Genomic DNA, 18,390 nt, shown 5'->3' with positions numbered 1-18,390 from the left:
AAGAAAATTTTAACCAAATAAGTACCCAATAATCTAAACATTGCCGTAAAGATACGGCTGGAAAATTAGAAAGATAAAATGATGGAATACATCTCATGCTCAAAACGACAACTCGTCGTTGCTTTATTTGAAAGAAGTGCGGAATACCACGCGAATAAACCCGCACTGATTAGCATTCATGATACGTTGACCTTTAGTCAATTGAATCAGCGCGCAAACCAGCTCGCTTCTTTCCTGAGCAAAAAAGGTATTATCAAGGGGACTTCAGTTCTGTTCTGCTACGAACGTGGAGTGAATGCAATTATCTCATTAATTGCATTACTAAAAATTGGTGCTTTCTATGTACCAGTAAATCCAGATTTTCCAAGCGATCGTATCAAAATGATCGTTCAGGATGCACAAACACGCTTTGCGCTCACCGATGAGACAGCGTCACAAGCTCTTGATGGACTGGATATTGATGTAATCAATGTCAGTCATCTTACACAGTTAGACCACTTTCCAACGGAAAACCCCGGCACGATATTGTCTGAGACAGACACGGCATGGATCATTTATACCTCAGGCTCAACAGGCCAGCCCAAAGGTGTAATGGGCACGCACCTTGGAATGATTAACCGACTGGAGTGGATGTGGCAGGCCCAACCGTTCCAGCCTGACGAAGTGTGTTTCCAAAACACCGCTTTCACGACGGTTGACTCTTTTTGGGAGATTTTTGGCCCTCTTTGTCAAGGTGTTCCACTACAACTATTACCTGACAACGTCGTAAAAGATGCCAATTTATTGGTGCAAGCGCTGGCACGTTACTCTATTTATCGAATTTGCCTTGTGCCTTCCTATTTGGGCACCATGTTGACTATTTTCCCTGATCTCGGACAGCGAGTGCCAACCACTAAACTTTGGGTTGTGAGTGGCGAGCCATTGACGCTCGATATCTGCAAACGATTCTACGACAGTCTGCCTGATGGCTGGCTATCTAACCAATATGGTCTGACCGAAAGCTGTGCAGACGTGACTTATTTCGATACACGTTCACTGTCATTCACGCAGTGTGAAAGTGCCGGAGAGTTCTCAGTACCTATAGGTCATCCCATAGACAATGTTCATTTATTCGTTCTTGATGAAAAAATGGTGCAAACACCCATTGGAATCGAAGGCGAACTCTATATAGGCGGAGACAGTGTATCAGCCGGTTATCTCCGCCAAGATGAACTTACTCAACAGCGTTTTATACATATAAAACCTGACTCTGATATTTCACGGAAACTGGGTTTTCACGGGATTTTACTGCGCACAGGCGATCGCGCAGCCTGGCGTCAAGATGGTGAACTGGCTTACCTTGGTCGCGGGGATGATCAAGTGAAGATGAACGGCTACCGTATCGAACTGGGTGAAATAGAATCCGTGCTACAACGCCACCCTGATGTTCAGGACGCCGCTGCTACTGTTCAGCGAAACGGGCAAAGCCACCAACGTTTGACAGCATTTGTTACCATCAAGCCGGATGCCATCGCGCGTTCACACTCAATTCTGACTGAAATACGCCAGTTAGCAGTTGCCCGACTTCCCGCCTATATGGTTCCCGGCCTTATATCATTTCTGGATGCGATACCCAAAACTAACTCCGGCAAGTTAGATCGCAAAGCGCTTGAGCACTTACTCGTTGATGTTCTTGCATTATCACCCGATGAATATATTGCCCCGTTGGGTAAAACAGAAATTTGGCTCAGTCATCATTGGTCAAAACTACTGGATATCACTGCTATCAGTTCAATTAGTGCAGATGCCAGTTTCTTTACTCTGGGCGGCCATTCTTTGCTGGCAACACAATTACTGTCAGCCATCAACAAACAGTTTGGTGTTGAGTTGAGTTTGCGGCGTTTCTTCCAAGCACCAACAATCCGTGCCTTAGCAGCACAGATAGATAGCGCTTCAAACGTAGAACACCGTTCAGAAATCGTGATCCCACGTCAGGCACAATCTGAGAATTATCCACTGTCTTTCCCCCAGCAACGGCTTTGGTTTCTGTCACAACTGATACCCGATTCAGCCGTTTATCATATCCCTGTCGCATTTGAATTGAATGGCACTTTAGATATCAAAAAGCTGCAACAGGCTTTCATTCATGTTGAAAAACATCATCCATTACTCCGTGCACGATTTGTACAAAAACATGTTCAAGTGACACTTGTCTTAGCTAATGCGATGACTGAGTTTAAAATTTACCATTGTGAATGGTTGGCAAACCTTGATAGCACCAGTCTGCAAGCCGAGTTGGCTAAATTACTCAGTGCTGAAGCGACACGTACTATGGATTTGGAAAATGAAGGCGGATTGAGAGCGGCCCTGTTCCAGATTCATGATCAGAAGCATTATCTGGCACTGACTTTCCACCATCTTATTACGGATGGCTGGTCACTCAGCCTGTATCTTCGCCAACTGGGAGAAGCCTATAATAGGCAGTGTGAAGAAAATACCCCACTTTCTACGCTGCAAGTTCCTACGTTGCAAGATATCAGTTATTTTGATTTTGCTGTTTGGCAACAGACTCAAATCATGTCATCAGATATCAACAAACAACTTCATTATTGGAAAGAACATCTGCAAAACAGCGACGCTCTTCTGCCTCTTCCGACAGATATGCCTCGCCCTAAATCCACCTCTTATCGTGGTGCATTACATCAGGACAGAATCAGTAAGGAGGCACTGGAATCTATCAAACTGTTGGGTCTGAAACAGGGAGCAAGCCCTTTCATGTCCTTAATGGCTGTTTTTTCCAGCTTGCTCGCCCGTTATAGCGGTCGGGAAGATATTCCCGTAGGCACACCAGCAGCCAACCGCCATTATCCGGGAGTAGAAAATGTATTCGGTCTTTTCGTCAATACGGTTGTTATCCGCAGTTGGTGTCGTGGAGAACTGACTTTCCCTGCCCTTCTGGAACAAGTACGGGATACCACACTGACTGCTTTTGAGAATCAGGATGTTCCGTTTGAAAGAGTGGTAGAAGCACTTCAACAAGAACGTGATCTCAGCTTTAACCCTATATTTCAGGTAATGTTCGATTATCAGCATCGAGATGAACTCAGGTTACAAATGCAGGGCATCCAAAGTCAGGCGCTGCTGGTGGATTCAAACAGTTCTCGTTTTGATTTATCGATGACCATACTGGAAGACGATGATGGCGCCCAGATCAAATTAGAATACTCTACTGATCTGTTCCAAGCTGCGACCATAAAGCGATTCTGTGCAAACTTCAATACATTATTGGATGCCATCGTACGACAACCAAACGCTGCGCTGCACACACATTCAGTCATCAGTACTGAGGAAAATAAAACGTTATCGCAATGGAATGACACTAATGCTGATTTCGATTTGGAGCGCAATGTCAGCGAAATATTCAGCCAACAAGCAAGCATTCGTTGTGATGCCATCGCGGTAGTTTGTAAAGACAACCAATTGAGTTACACAGAGCTCGACAAGCGTTCTAACCAATTAGCGCATTATCTTCGAAACAAATACCTTCAAACCAAATACCTTCGAACCAAAGAGGCAGAACCCGACAAATTGGTGGCGGTGTCACTTGAGCGATCAGTGGATATGGTCATCGCGCTGATGGCGGTGATAAAATCTGGAGCGGCCTATGTCCCGATTGATCCTGCCTACCCGGCAGACAGAACCGAATACATGCTGACCCAGTCCAATGCAACTGTGTTGATCACCTCAGCGTCATTGAAAAATCAGCAAAACTGGCCGCAAGATAAGACGCTATTCATCGATACAGATTGGCCTGTTATTGCCGAATCAAATACCGCGGCATTATCCGTACTGAATGAACCTGAAGATCTCGCTTACGTTATTTTTACATCCGGCTCAACAGGTGTGCCAAAAGGCGTTCAGGTCACACAACGCGGGCTAAGTAATCTGCTTCTCGATATGCAACAACGGTTGAGAATCACAGCAGAAGATTCTCTGTTGTCAGTCACGACGATTTCATTTGATATCGCGGGCCTGGAACTGTACCTACCATTAATTACGGGGGGTAAGTTACTGATTGCAGATAAAGAGGAAGCCTCTGACGGTGAACGATTAACAGAGCTTCTCACGACAAACCATTGTTCAATTATGCAAGCTACGCCAGTCACTTGGCGGCTCTTGTTAGCAGCAAACTGGCAATGCCCGACTGGATTTAAGATCCTCTGTGGTGGAGAAGCACTTAGTGAAGAGCTTGCTCATTCACTCGTAGGCACTGGGGCTGAATTATGGAACGTATACGGGCCAACAGAAACGACTATTTGGTCTACCACAGAGCGCCTATATCCTGATTTTGATAAAATAACCATTGGGCGCCCTATCGCCAATACCTCTATCCATATTTTTGATAACCAGATGCAGCCAACACCCATTGGTGTGATCGGTAATCTTTATATTGGCGGTGCCGGTTTAGCACGTGGCTATCATCAACGCCCAGATTTAACGACGGAACGTTTCATTGAACACGCTTCTTTAGGCCGCCTCTACTTCACTGGTGATGTTGCTCGGTTTTTGGTAGATGGTCGTATTGAGTATCTTGGCCGTTCGGACAACCAGATAAAATTACGCGGTTTCCGAATTGAGTTGGGTGAGATTGAACAATGTCTGGAACAAGCTCCCGCGGTAAAACAAGCAGTTGTTATCCCCGTCAAAGGTCAATCTGGCGATACCAGCTTGGTTGCACATATTATTCCGAAACATGAACACACCTCAGCCGCAATGGATTTCAGTTTGTTTTACTTCTCTGCGGGTTTCGAGACATCGGCGAAAGAGAGCTATCAGCTCTATCTGGAAAGTGCGAAACGTGCTGATACTCTCAACTTTAAAGCAATATGGACACCAGAACGTCACTTCCATGCCGTCGGTGGTCAGTTCCCTAACCCTTCCGTTTTGGGTGCGGCTATCGCGATGATCACAAATCAGATCCAAATCCGCGCTGGCAGTGTTGTTCTGCCACTTCACAATCCGATACGAATCGTTGAAGAATGGGCTGTTGTCGACAATTTGTCTAACGGTCGAGTCGGATTGGCTTTCGCCTCTGGTTGGAATCCTAAAGACTTCGCACTACTTCCTGAGAATTTTGCCAACAGACGCGAAGTCATGGCTGAACACATTGAAACGATTAAAGCGCTGTGGCGTGGCGAAGCCATCACTGTCAAAGATGGTGTCGGCAATATCGGTGAAGTCAGTGTATATCCAAGACCACAACAGGAAAATCTGGGAACGTGGATTACCGCAGCAGGCGACCCTTCCACCTTTGTAGAAGCAGGCAAAACAGGAACCAATTTACTGACTCACCTTCTGGGACAATCAGTAGAAGTCCTACAAGAAAAAATCGCCCTTTATCGACAGACTCTGCGGGAATATGGTCATAACCCAGCAGAAAAAACTATTACCTTAATGCTTCATGCCTTTGTCTGGAAGGATGAATCAGATGCAGTGGAAATCTGCCGCAAACCTTTCTCCGACTATTTGCGTGCGCACTTATCCCTTGAAAAAATGGCGAAATCATTTGGTAAAGAGGAGATGTTCGAAACAGAAGAAGAAGCGGAAGCTATCATCGAACTGGCGTTTGAACGATATTCTAAAACGTCTTCACTCATCGGCAGCGTTGAATCCTGTCTGAGTGTGGTACGCCAATTAAAAGATATCGGCGTTGATGAAATCGCCTGTCTGGTTGATTTTGGTATCCAACCATCACTGGTATTGGAGGGGCTTGATTATTTGGGTCAATTGCAGGAGAAAGCCAAGACACTGTACTCGGTAGATCGTAACCTGTTGAAAGAACACATGCGCAGCCAACTGCCTGATTATATGATTCCGGCACACATTATTGTTGACCCGAGTTTTCCGATGACGTCCAACGGTAAAGTGGATCGCAAACGCCTGATTGAAGATACTCAAAAACAGGGCCTCATCCATACCGAAGAAGAAGAACGCCCCGCTCAAACCAATATCCAGCATCAATTAATATCACTATGGAGCGAAGTCCTCGGTTTAGAAGTACGTAGTATCGGCGCGAACTTCTTTACTATGGGAGGACATTCATTGCTCGCAGCACAGTTGATCTCAAAAATCCGCAATTCGATGCAAATCAATCTTCCTCTGCGCACCATTTTCGATGCACCAACGATTGCTCAGTTGGCCCAAAAAATTGAAGGATTGATAGACAGTACCTCAAATTCTGCCTCCCCGACCCACGCTGGAATGGCACCAGATTTACTCTCTTGTACGACTTCACGTATTGCACCTTTGTCATTCGCTCAAGAGCGGTTATGGTTCATTTCCCGACTGCAACCAAACTCGCCGCTATATAATGTTCCTATCGCTTTCGTCTTGGAAGGTCAGTTAGACAAACAGACATTCGTTCGGGCATTTCGTGAGTTATTGGTATCTCATGAAGTTTTCCGCTCAACAATCAATCAAGAGGATGAGCAACCCGTATTGAATATCAGCGCCAATACCCCTGATATTTTGCAATTTGTTGATGGTAAGGTATTCGCTGATAACGTGTTCGCCGATGATGACCAGTGGTTGCATAATCTCAACGTTTCTTTGCAAAGCGAAGCTATCCAACCTTTCGATATTGAACATGGGCCACTTATTCGTGCCAGCTTGATAGAGATAAGCCCCACCCGCAACGTTTTTTTCATGAATGTTCATCATCTAATCTGGGATGGCTGGTCACGTACTATCTTCCTGCATGAACTTGGACAACGGTACAGCGCTATCATCAAAAACAGATCCATGCCAACCGATAAACAAGGAATGCGCTATAGCGAATTTGCCACATGGCAACGCCAGTATCTATCTAACCCTGATCTGCAACACCAGGCTAACTATTGGCGCGCTAAGCTATCCGGTGCCCCAGATTATTTAGCCTTGCCAACAGACTATACTCGTCCGGCACAACTGGGCTATCACGGAAAAGTACTCAACTCCCGGATACCTTACGAAACGTATGTGCAATTGCGCAAATTAGGCGAACAGAACGGGGTCACGCTATTCATGATGCTGCTTACCGCCTATAAAGCCCAGTTGCATCGTCTGACCACTCAAGAAGATCTTGTTGTCGGCGTTCCTATCGCTAACCGACACTACCAAGGGATTGAAAAGACCATTGGTTTATTTGTTAACACCGTCGCTATCCGCAGCCAATGTACTCCTGAGATGCAGTTCAATGAATTTTTGAACGTCGTCAAGAGTAATATATTGGATGCTTATGAACATCAGGACATTCCGTTTGAAAGAGTCGTGGAAATTTGTCAGGTCAAACGTGGACTTAACCAACATCCGGTGTTTCAAACCATGTTTGATATGCAAAACGAAAACGAGTGGCAACTCGATCTTCCTGATGTAAAAACCACATTCTTCGAAGTCGATACGCAAATAGCCCGCTTTGATCTCTTGCTCGCAGTCAAAGAAGATAGCCATGGGCTTGAGCTTGCTTTTGAATATTCGACAGAACTGTTCCGTGAAGAGTCTATCCGTCACTTTGCCGACAGTTTCGCCACCTTACTTCAGGCGGTCGCGCATACACCGAAACTGGAGCTGGCAAATATACCGCTGCAAACAGGTTCACTGCCCATACCAACGGCATCAATATCTAAAGCCAAAGGCAATGTTGTGTCGATCTTTAAACAACAAGTAAGCACTAATCCTGATGCCATTGCACTCATCGCAGGAGAACGCTCAATAAGTTATGCCGAGCTGGATGCAAAATCGTCAGAACTTGCAGACTTCCTGCAACTCAAAGGAGTCACGCATGAAACACCTGTCGGTATGTTATTACGCCCTTCACCGGAAGCCATCGTAACAATCCTTGCAATACTCAAAGCTGGGGGAATGTACGTCCCTATCGATAATGACTACCCGGCAGAGAGAATCACTCTCATCCTGAACGATGCGGAGGTACTCTGTCTGATTACCGACAACGATACCACGCACAAATGTAAAGCGTTCGAAGGTGAAATAATCTACCTAAACTCAATTAACGAATTACCTTACGCTGAAGGTACTATTTCTGAACAGATAAGAAATATCGAGCGGGACAATCTGGCCTATGCCATTTATACCTCTGGCTCCACCGGTCTGCCCAAAGGTGTTTGTATTGAACACCAAGGTATTATACGGCTGGTGAAAGAAAACGGTTTCCTGGACATATCACCAAAAGATCGGATCGCACTCGCATCCAGCCTGGCATTCGACGCCGCCACATTTGAGATTTGGGGAGCTTTACTCAATGGTGCTACGTTGGTCATTTTGGATAAAACAACCGTGCTGGATCCTCACAAACTGTTTTCTGCCATTCGTGAAGCATCTCTCAGCATAATGTGGCTGACATCCAGCCTATTCAATCAACAAGTTTCCGCTGTCCCGGATTTGTTCCGGCCCTTGCGTGCCCTCATTATTGGTGGTGAAGCCTTAAGCGTCCCGCATATTCGAGAATTGTTAAATAGCGGACAAGGACCAGAAAAACTCATTAACGGTTATGGGCCAACCGAGAATACCACGTTCTCAACAACCTACGATATTACCAACCATAAGAATGACTTCGTGCGAGGCGTTCCGATTGGGCGACCAATTAATAACACTTATGCCTTCATTCTGGACAGGCAATTAAACCCATGTCCTGTTGGTGTTGTCGGTGAACTTTATTTCGGGGGACAAGGTTTGGCTCGTGGTTATCTCAATCGACCAGAGTTGACCCGCGAACGCTTTATTGAGCTTCCTACTGAAGACAACCTCTCTCTGCGGTTGTACAAAAGCGGCGACTATGCCCGATATCTATCCAGTGGTGATATTGAATATCTCGGTCGAATTGATGATCAGGTGAAACTTCGTGGTTTCAGGATCGAGTTAGGTGAAATTGAAGCCGCCATGTTGACCTATCCCGGCATTAATGCCGCAGTTGTTGTCATGCACCAAGAAGAATCTGGTGATAAAGAGCTGGTTGCCTACTTTTGTTCCAGTGCAACACCAACACCTGAGTGGATCGGGCAACTGCGTCAGGCGCTTTCAGTACGTATCCCAGAATTCATGATTCCGGCTTCTTTTACCCCTGTCGATGAGATCCCACTCAACGCCTCCGGTAAACTGGATCGTCGTCGTTTACCTGCTGTTTCTCGTTTACACCTCAAAAACAACACTTACCAACCCCCTCGCACGCGTATTGAGCGTTCGTTAACCGAGTCTTTCCAAGAGATTTTAGGACTGGAACAGGTCAGTATTACTGACAATTTCTTCCAGATTGGAGGTCACTCACTACTTGCCCTGCGACTTGCCGTCACTATCGAAAATAAGTTGGGCAAACCTGTACAAATCATAGACATCTTCCAGCACCCAACACCAAAAGAGTTGGCGGAAACTTTTAGTGAAGAGATGTTGAATCCAGACAAAGAAATCTTGTTAACCATTTCAAAAAAAGGTTCCGATAAAGCTATTTTCCTGGTTCATCCTGTTTTTGGCTTGGCATTTCCGTACCTTGCCTTAAGCAAACGTATGCCGGGCAAACGACTTTTTGGATTAAACAACCCTACTTTTGGTCAAAAACAGGGGCGTTTCGTCAGCATAGAACAACAAGCTGAGCACTATATTGCAGCAATTCGTAAAGCACAACCCAACGGACCTTATCATTTAGGCGGATGGTCTTATGGTGGCGTAGTCGCTTATGAAATGGCTCAACAATTGCGTGCTATGGGTCAAAAGGTTGAAATGCTTGTCCTGATAGATAGTTTCTTTGCATCGGATCACCATTGGCAACAGCCTGACGAGATTGCCTTGCAAGATTTCATGTCTAAGGAAGGTGTTGATCCTGAAAGTGCTTTTGGTAAAGCCTTTTCGGTTGAGTTACAGCACAATCCAAAACTGCTGATGAACTATCAGCCACATCCTTATTCGGGGCGAGTAGTACTGATACAAGCGTCACAAAAGCAAGAAAACAACAATCCACTTATTTTTGACAATCTTGTTAATCATTGGGATGAATTAGTCAAGGGGAAATTTAATACCTACCGTATTAACGCTACCCATGATGATATCTTTAAGGAAGGCAACATCGAGGAGATAGCGAATATCCTCAACCGGATATTTGCCCAACAAAGTGCTTTACCTAAAACCAACACGCTTATCAGTGAACAAAGTAGTCAATAAACAGAAGTAATAGCTAAAAAAAGACTGCCCCACAGCTACTCTTCTGTGGGGCAGATTTATCAAGTTGAGCAAGGATGTAAATTTGAATATAGACCTTCACACAAAGAATATTATTAAGCCCCTTAATTGGCTGGATGATATACGTTCTATTCTGACGCTTGCGACGCCATTGATTATTTCCCAATGTGCTCAAAGTGGGATTTTATTCATCGATACATTATTGATGGGGCAACTCGGCCCGCAGGTATTGGCAGCAGGTGCGTTGGCCATTTCGGCATTTTACTTATGCTATATATTGTCATTCGGTGTCATTTCCGCTGCCGGCAATCTGGTTGCTATCTATCATGGCTCAGGTCGCCGTCGCGATATTGTATCTGCTATTCGTTGTGGGTTACTTCTTGCTCTGCTTTTATCTCTAGGAATGGGAATACTTTTGTGGAATATTACCCCTCTGATGCTGATGCTTGGACAACCTGCACATACGGTAGAAATAGCCCAGAAATTTTTGCACATACTCGTTTGGGGTATGCCATTTGGCCTCTTATTTCTCGCATTGAGAGGGTTCACCGCCGGTATTGGTAAACCGGGGCCCATCCCTTTTATTATGTTCAGCGCACTTATTCTCTCTGGTAGTTTAGGGTTGATTTTATCCCAAATGATGGGGATATATGGCATCGCCATTGCATCTACTATTACATATGGTTATATGGGAATCGCATTCGTTGTTATTCTCTGCCTGCATCGCAACTACAAACGCTATCCAATCTTTACCCGATTAACCCGCAAAAATTTAGCCACCATGCCAGAATTACTTAAAATTGGTATACCTACAGCGGGAACACTGGGTCTGGAAAATAGTTTGTTTAATGGCTGTGCCTGGCTAATGGGAGCTTTAGGCGCTATCACGCTAGCGGCTCATCAAAGCCTCATGCAATTGGTCATCACAAGTTTTACTGTGCCACTAGGGCTGATGTATGCGGTTTCCATGCGTGCTGGGCAAGCTTCAGGTGCGGGAAACTGGCATAAAGTACATAGCTTATCCTGGATTGGAAACACTCTAATTCTATTATGGTCATTATTTACCATCACTGCCTTACTGCTGATCCCAAATGAATTATTGTCCCTTTTCCTACCTTCAGATGTAAATCAGGCAACCGAAGCCAAAAATATCGCATTAATGTTGGTGCCGTTTGCCGCCCTACTGTGCCTGCTGGATGGTTGGCAAACAATGGTATGTGGACTTCTCCGTGCTTTGAAGGATGCTCAAATTACAGTTATTATTTCTGGAGTGAGTTATTGGGGGATCGGTCTTCCACTTGCATGGTGGCTCTCGCAGTCTTCTCTCGGCCCTGATGGTGTCTGGTGGGGAATGTGTTCCGGGCTGTTCATCGCTTGTTTTATAATGCAGATTAGATTGCAAATGCTATTACGGCAACGCATGCATAATTCTACTAAATTAGAAATATAGAAATTTATTTATACATTGATAATGCGATTCTATTTCTTGTACGACAGTGAAGGAATCTTCAGGATAAATTTTTCTCAATGGGCCGCACACAGGCGGCCGCAGATTATTGGCAAAATTACAGATATAATATCTTGTTTTATATCATAAATAAGCAAATTTTTTGTGTGGGTTTTTCCCGAATTCTGTCGGTCATATCAGAAAACAGGTTTTATTTAAACTGGGACTTAAATAGCCGCTCGAATTTATTTTACCTTATCTAATAGTTTCGGCCTGTCACCCGAAAAGTCCATCCAAGGATTGGTATTAAGTATTTCTGAATGAGCTACGCTGGGATCCTCATAACGCATCACAAATGTTTCCGGACCATGTGCGTATGCCACCAGTAAACCTTGATCCGCATTAATGAAACCACCATGAGGGCCCAATCCCGGATAGCTGAGGCGTATAGCCTGATCGTTTGGTCCAACTTCATTAACTAACACGTTAGCAGTCACTCCATTGTTCAGAACAAAGAACCAATTTAATGGGCCGCCTGAAATCACAGTCATTACTTCGTCAATTCCGGAGCCATCTTCAGAAGAATTTACATGCAGTCGACCAAATTTACTCAGTACGTACTTTTTCGTTTCATCTGTCATTTCTTTCATATCGTAAACTTTTGGATAAGGGGGAACATCTACTTCTGTAGTAGATAAATAGCCACCGCGATTAACTGCTGGAGTTCGCCCAGCAAGCCGGATTTGCTCCAGAAAATCTGCACGGTTTAAATTAAAGATGGAAATAAGTTTTTTCTTCTCTTCATCGTTAGTTGCACGGGTTTTTGATACTTTGATAATAGGTTTAGCTTCTTCTGGAATAGATGCCAAACTAATCCGCACACCAACTTCACGCAGAATTGCATTGGCATTATCAACACCAACAACGTCATTACGTCCATCACTGAATTTTATACTTACGCTACTCATATTAAGCTTCCTCATTTAGGTTGTTTTTTAAACAGATCTCTATACCCAATGGATTTCAAAGTGCAGCGCGACGGCAAGAGAACAGATCCCCAGGAGCATAGGCCACTATGTGACTGGGGTGAGTGAACGTAGCCAACAAAGCTGCAACTTGAAAGACGACAGGCATATAATTCAGTTGTAATGCCTACTATTTATAAAACACAAAAAACAAAATCATCTTTCTGTTAAACATCAAAATAAATAAAAAAATAATATTTACTACAATTCATATATTTTTATTAAAAGCAACAAAAATTAATGTAGTATCTATTTCATATAGAGATTTTTAAATAATACTTGTGTATTAGAATAAATCTAATCAATGCTATCATGGCAACCATTAATTAGCAGTCGTGAACTATTTTTGAGTAAACTGAGGTACTCAATTTTATCAATAATGATAATTGTCATACGTTATTCAATTTATCTTCAACAAAATGTCTGTAGAAAAAAATAGTCATAGAAAAAATTCTTCACTTTAGTTTGTGATAAATATATTTCATTAATAAAATATTAAAAATCAGTTATGCTTATATACTAAACAAACCTGAAATGCATAGCAGACTATTTTTATTAAATTTATTTTAAATAAAATGGGTATAGGTACTATTCATCACATCAATAATGTTACTAAGTGTCGTAAATGAGGTTTCAGGCGTTATCAAGTTTATAGTCTTTCGTCGGTATAACATACCAAATGATCATTAGCCAGATACCAACCGACTGCTGTAATAGGGTCATATAATGTCAATCCCTGCCAAGGCTATGAACATAGATTAAAACCATTAGATTACCGTCAATATCATGAGTAAGATATAAACGTGGGTAGCAATCATGTGGATTTACAACGGTAGCTTCAAGACCAGAGTAAAATAACTCATTCATATGATGGTTTCGACTCCAACGTCTTCGACGATTCCGTTCGTATTCAATAAAATTATTAATACGAGCAACTGTTGTGAATGGATGAGGCATAAAATACCCTCATAAACACTATAGATACTTATGAATAAGGGTAATTTAGCTTTATAAAAATGTAACGACTTTTCTCTTGCATAAGTTGTTCATTCCCCGCACAAATCCGCACACCTCGCAAAGGATCTTATACCCCGCAAAGCACCAGTATTGGTGGCTTTCCGACGATCCCTTGCAGGTGCATAAAAAGCACTGTATTTAGTGGGCAGGCACGGCAGTATTTATTGGCCGCGCCTGCCCTCAAAAAAACAACATAGCGAAATGCGAGAAGCGAGAACGAAGGAACATGTTCGAATATTTTAGTGTGGCACAAGTTACAGACGCGTGTTTTTATGGTAATAACAGGTTTAGTCCCCCCCCCCAGACGAACATGTTGTTATAATATTTAGCCAATTGTTATTATCGATAATAGAGTGATTGTTTGAAATCCTAATTATAGCCAGAATAATTAGACCTTATCAGGACAATACATTGAGTGCATAGGGAAAAAAGTCATAGTAGATAAGAACAGAATAGTGGTTATTCTAATCAATCGCCCACGATAGCGGGAAATACGGGTCAAAAATTCAGGTAAACGTTCATGAGGTAATGCGGGGTGATGTTTGGATTTTACTGTAGTGAGAGCGCCAGCCATATCATCGGCCGAACTGGATTCGAGGATATCATTCTGGACGGCATAATGCATGATAGCAGTGACACTTTGTTGTAATCGTTAGGCTATGTCATGTTTGCCATCCGCATCAACAGCTTTGATAGGGGCTAATAAGTGACTTGTTCTCAAAGTGCATACATCGAAAGCACCAATATGGGGAAAATGTATTGTTCAAGACTACGCATGATCCAGTTGCTGTGATCTTCATTCCATCGTTTGTTACTAGCGTACCATTCACGAGCAATGCGTTCAAAGGGATATGCCCCTCTGATTTAGGCTGCAATAGATGTGTAGACACCCCTGATTATGCCCCAGAGGCATATTGATTCCAATGGACTACAGTAGACGCAGAAAACTTATAGTATGTCGCCGTATCGGAACTTGAACCCGAACAACCTAAAGACCGAGAGACTTTAAAATCATTGTTACTTTAAATAAAATCAATAAGTTATAACAAAATCCTAATAAAAACATCAATTAACCTTGATAAAAAACAAATAGTTACAGACTCTACCCACTGGTAATTAGGAATAAAAAAGACGTAGAGATAGCAACAACCCTTGTGTGTTGTTAATCACTTTTATTCTTTATCTGGGCATGGAGGCTAACTCAATATATCCGCCTCTTCCCAGTCAAACCAAAGCGCGATTGTAGAGCGGTGGAAGATAGAAAATCGAATGTATAAGCAATAAAATCAATAACAGCTCCTCACTTTTGCTTCTTTATCAAAGAAGTAAATGCTCTTCTATTTTTTTTTGTTTAATAAATTAATGTATGTATAATAATATTTTTATATCACTATTACACAATATCACTCATGAATTTAATAAATAAAATCTCATACAAGTACATTTTGACTATTATTGCAATATTGGGTTTATCTTATCTACTGAATATTTTTATCTTTCAAAAAGATTCCAGCATACCTCACATGTCAACTTTCGCACTGCTCTTATCAATTTTTTTGTTAATTAATGGAAAGAGTAAAATTTTGTTCAGGACTGGTAGTGCACTATTTTTCTTTCTTATTATCCAAATAAATTACTCTCTTGTTTTCGGTGAAAGAGTATCTGTATCAGTTCTAGATTCATTTATTGAGACGAATAAAGAAGAATCGTTATCTATGGCCGGACATTTATTTTTCATAATGTTATTACCGTCTTTAGTAGTTACAGTAGCTTTATTTTATCTAATAAGAAAAAAATCAAAAAACATTCAGTACCATATAACATTTAAAATCTTACCTATTTTTATTTTCTTTATCACGTTTTGTCTTAGTGCTTCTTCCGTTGATAAACAATTATTGTCAGATATAAGAGAAGATGATAAAACAGTTGGTCTATTTATAAGAGACAGATATCCCGCTGTTATTGGTGATTTTTTTTATTTGTATATTTCTAGTCATTCAAATGATAAATATGCAAACATTAATGAAATAAATAAAGTCAACAAATCAATAACAAGAAAAAACAAGCCTGAAATTAATACTGTTATTTTAATAATGGGTGAGTCATCACTATCAACTCGTTATAGCGCATATGGATACAAATTAAATACAACACCAAACATGAATCGTATATTTTCTTCCAGTGGAGGATGTATAAAAAATAATGCACACTCCAGTGCTCCAATAACAAGAAATTCTGTTTCGATGAGCCTTGCTTTCCATTCTCCTGAAAGTGAAGAAAATTTATTTAAAAACAAGTCAATAATAGAAATGGCTAAATCAAACGACTACAAAACGTATTGGTTGGGTTCACAAGACTTAAATGGACTTCACTCATCTAAATATGGATTTATAGCAAAAAAATCTGATATAATAAAACTCACAAACTTTAAAGATGACAACCTAAGTTTTCTGTTGAATGAAGTTTTTTTAGATAATGCAGAAAATAAATTCATTGTAATTCATTTACATGGTAGCCATATGCCTTATAAAAATTACGATGATGCTGATAAAATGGCACTGCCTAATGCTGATAACTATGACCTAACTATCCATCATACAGATAGGGTTATAAATAATATATATAATGTTATTAATAAAAAAAATATTAACTACTCTTTAATATACACTTCTGACCATGGAGAAATTGTTAATAAAGGACATGGCTATCAAAAAGGTAGAGAGCAATACCTTGTACCTTTTATGTACAAATCAAATAATCATCAATATAACTGTCAATTAATAGAATCATTCCGAAATGAAGGTGGTTATTTGAGTGGATTAATGAACAAATACATATTATCAAATCTTATAGGTTACGATATTGATCCATCAATCCTTAATAAAGAAAGAAATAATGACAGAGTATTAACAGCAGATGAATCCGTTTTGCCATTTTCACAGGTAGAATGAAGTAAAGTATAAAAAATCACGACCACTTATTAGAGTGGTCGTAAGATATACATCCACCGTATTATTTCGACAATACTACTTGATTCATTCTTTGTACTCAATTTTAATGTTGAGGGTGCCACCTTCCCGCAACCCATAGGATAATAAACACTCTTCGAGTAACAGGTATTTCTAGGCTGTGTCCCTTAATTAAATAATCGCCTGTAAAAGAGTCGAATACAGCCTAATTTTACCATGGACAGATAGTTTCGTGCGGTTTTTTCGTAGCGTGTTGCAATACGCCGATTTCCTTTGAGAAAACCGAAACAGCATTCGACAATATTACGGTCATGATAAACCTGTTCATCAAATTTCGTGCGGCCATTAGTGCTGCCTTTTTCATTGATTTTATACGAAATATACATTATGGGACACAGCCTAATGGTAACTATTGGCTATTTGCGGCATTTATATAAACTAAACAGCCTGCTATACTTTCTGTACAAACCATATCTCCTCTATCTTGTACTTGACCATTCCAAACAACTATTTCCTGTGTTCTACAAGAACCTGAATCCCTTTGTAAATATCTACCGTCGCTTTCTCGGTCGTGACTCAAATTTATTGATAATGCCAAATATTCAGATGATACCCAATAAATTTGTCACGCATTTCTACAGATTTTGAAAAAAACTGGGTTTTGCGAGTGAGTCTTGCCAAATACTGACGATGATTCAGATTATGCCTCTCTATGCGCTGTGTATAGCGCTTGCTGATCACATGCAGTTTTCCTGTCAGCGTTTTCATAGCCCCGCCAACCAACGGTCATATGGATCACAATGTTGAAAGGGGTTAACAAGGCCCTCAGACGTTTCAGTGTTTTCTTTATTCTTGAGCCAAAAACAGGGGTGATCACTTTTCGTCGAATTCTGTCGTAAGCATAAAAGAGCCAACGGGGTTTGTTCTTTGGCTTCACATACGACCACGGCTGATCCATTTCGCAATAGACAATCACTTCGGTGCTGGGATAAATGGCTTCAGTTACGTATCAGAATCTGAGTTTAATGAGATGGTCATCCCCCACTCTGTTACCGTATATTGACAGCGTGTTTTTCTTTCAGAAAAGACCATTATCATGAATAGTATTGCACTTATTGGTATCGACCTCGGTAAACAAACTTTCCACAGCCATTGTCAGGATAAGAATGGAAAGGCACTTTGTCGCAAGAAATTAACTCGAACCAAGCTCTTTGAATTTTTGGCGATGACCCCTTCCGCGACTGTTGTCATGGAAGCCGGTGCCGGTACCCATTTCATGGCGTGCAAGATTAGCGCCTTAAGACATGCGGCTAAACTGATTTATCCTCCAATTTGTTCGGACATTCGTTAAAAGTAATAAAAACGATTATATTGATGCTGAAGCCATCTGTGAAGCAGCATCCCGGCCTGCCATACGTTTTGTTCAGCCCAGTACGAAAAACCAGCAGACGATGAGGGCATTACACAGTGTCAGGGAGTCGCTGGTCAGGAATAAGGTGAAAACAACGAATCAGATGCAGGCGTTTTTACTGTAATTTAGTCTCAGTATACCAGTTGGCATCGTCGTGATAAAACGTCTGTCTTCTGTATTGGAAAAGAATGTGCTGCCGCTTTATCTATAGAAAAATCAACATAACCTGACATATTCAATATGCTCCGTAAACAACTCATCAACTGAACATCTTTTTTGCCTCCTTATCGCTTTTGCTCCGCCCCATTTGTGTTCTAT

General features: G+C 41.7%; 4 protein-coding genes and 4 pseudogenes. 4 read left to right on the top strand and 4 right to left on the bottom strand.

The features are described 5' to 3' along the window. Positions 1 to 78: 78 nt before the first annotated feature. On the top strand, positions 79 to 10,185 hold the full coding sequence (locus tag Xhom_RS17640) for an amino acid adenylation domain-containing protein (protein WP_084022995.1): 10,107 nt from the start codon (positions 79 to 81) through the stop codon (positions 10,183 to 10,185). 82 nt (positions 10,186 to 10,267) lie between these two features. Next, complete coding sequence (locus Xhom_RS17635) at positions 10,268 to 11,653, top strand: MATE family efflux transporter (protein WP_069315531.1); 1,386 nt, start codon at positions 10,268 to 10,270, stop codon at positions 11,651 to 11,653. A gap of 242 nt (positions 11,654 to 11,895) precedes the next feature. Here Xhom_RS17635 and Xhom_RS17630 read toward each other — a convergent pair whose 3' ends face one another. Together Xhom_RS17630 and Xhom_RS17625 are read right to left on the bottom strand one after the other, a co-directional pair. After that, positions 11,896 to 12,618: a hypothetical protein gene (locus tag Xhom_RS17630; RefSeq protein WP_069315530.1), complete on the bottom strand. Its 723-nt coding sequence runs from the start codon at positions 12,616 to 12,618 to the stop codon at positions 11,896 to 11,898. Positions 12,619 to 14,128: 1,510 nt separating this feature from the next. Continuing rightward, a pseudogene (locus tag Xhom_RS17625) lies at positions 14,129 to 14,550 on the bottom strand (tyrosine-type recombinase/integrase); the annotation flags it as partial. Positions 14,551 to 15,215: 665 nt separating this feature from the next. Between Xhom_RS17625 and Xhom_RS17620 the strand changes: the two are divergent. Beyond that, a complete protein-coding gene (locus Xhom_RS17620; RefSeq protein ID WP_232326261.1) occupies positions 15,216 to 16,643 on the top strand; it encodes a phosphoethanolamine transferase in 1,428 nt (475 codons plus the stop codon). Positions 16,644 to 16,828: 185 nt separating this feature from the next. Here the strand turns inward: Xhom_RS17620 and Xhom_RS17615 are convergent. Continuing rightward, positions 16,829 to 17,041, bottom strand: a pseudogene (locus tag Xhom_RS17615) (IS5/IS1182 family transposase); the annotation flags it as partial. Positions 17,042 to 17,243: 202 nt separating this feature from the next. Beyond that, a pseudogene (locus Xhom_RS37025) lies at positions 17,244 to 17,667 on the bottom strand (IS1 family transposase); the annotation flags it as partial. Between the two features lie 90 nt (positions 17,668 to 17,757). Here Xhom_RS37025 and Xhom_RS17600 point away from each other — a divergent pair. Beyond that, a pseudogene (locus Xhom_RS17600) lies at positions 17,758 to 18,280 on the top strand (IS110 family transposase); the annotation flags it as partial. Between the last annotated feature and the right edge of the window lie 110 nt (positions 18,281 to 18,390).

Source organism: Xenorhabdus hominickii (assembly GCF_002632725.1).
In the GTDB taxonomy this organism is placed as follows: Bacteria; Pseudomonadota; Gammaproteobacteria; order Enterobacterales; family Enterobacteriaceae; genus Xenorhabdus; species Xenorhabdus hominickii.
This window is presented reverse-complemented; position numbering and strand designations above follow the sequence as displayed.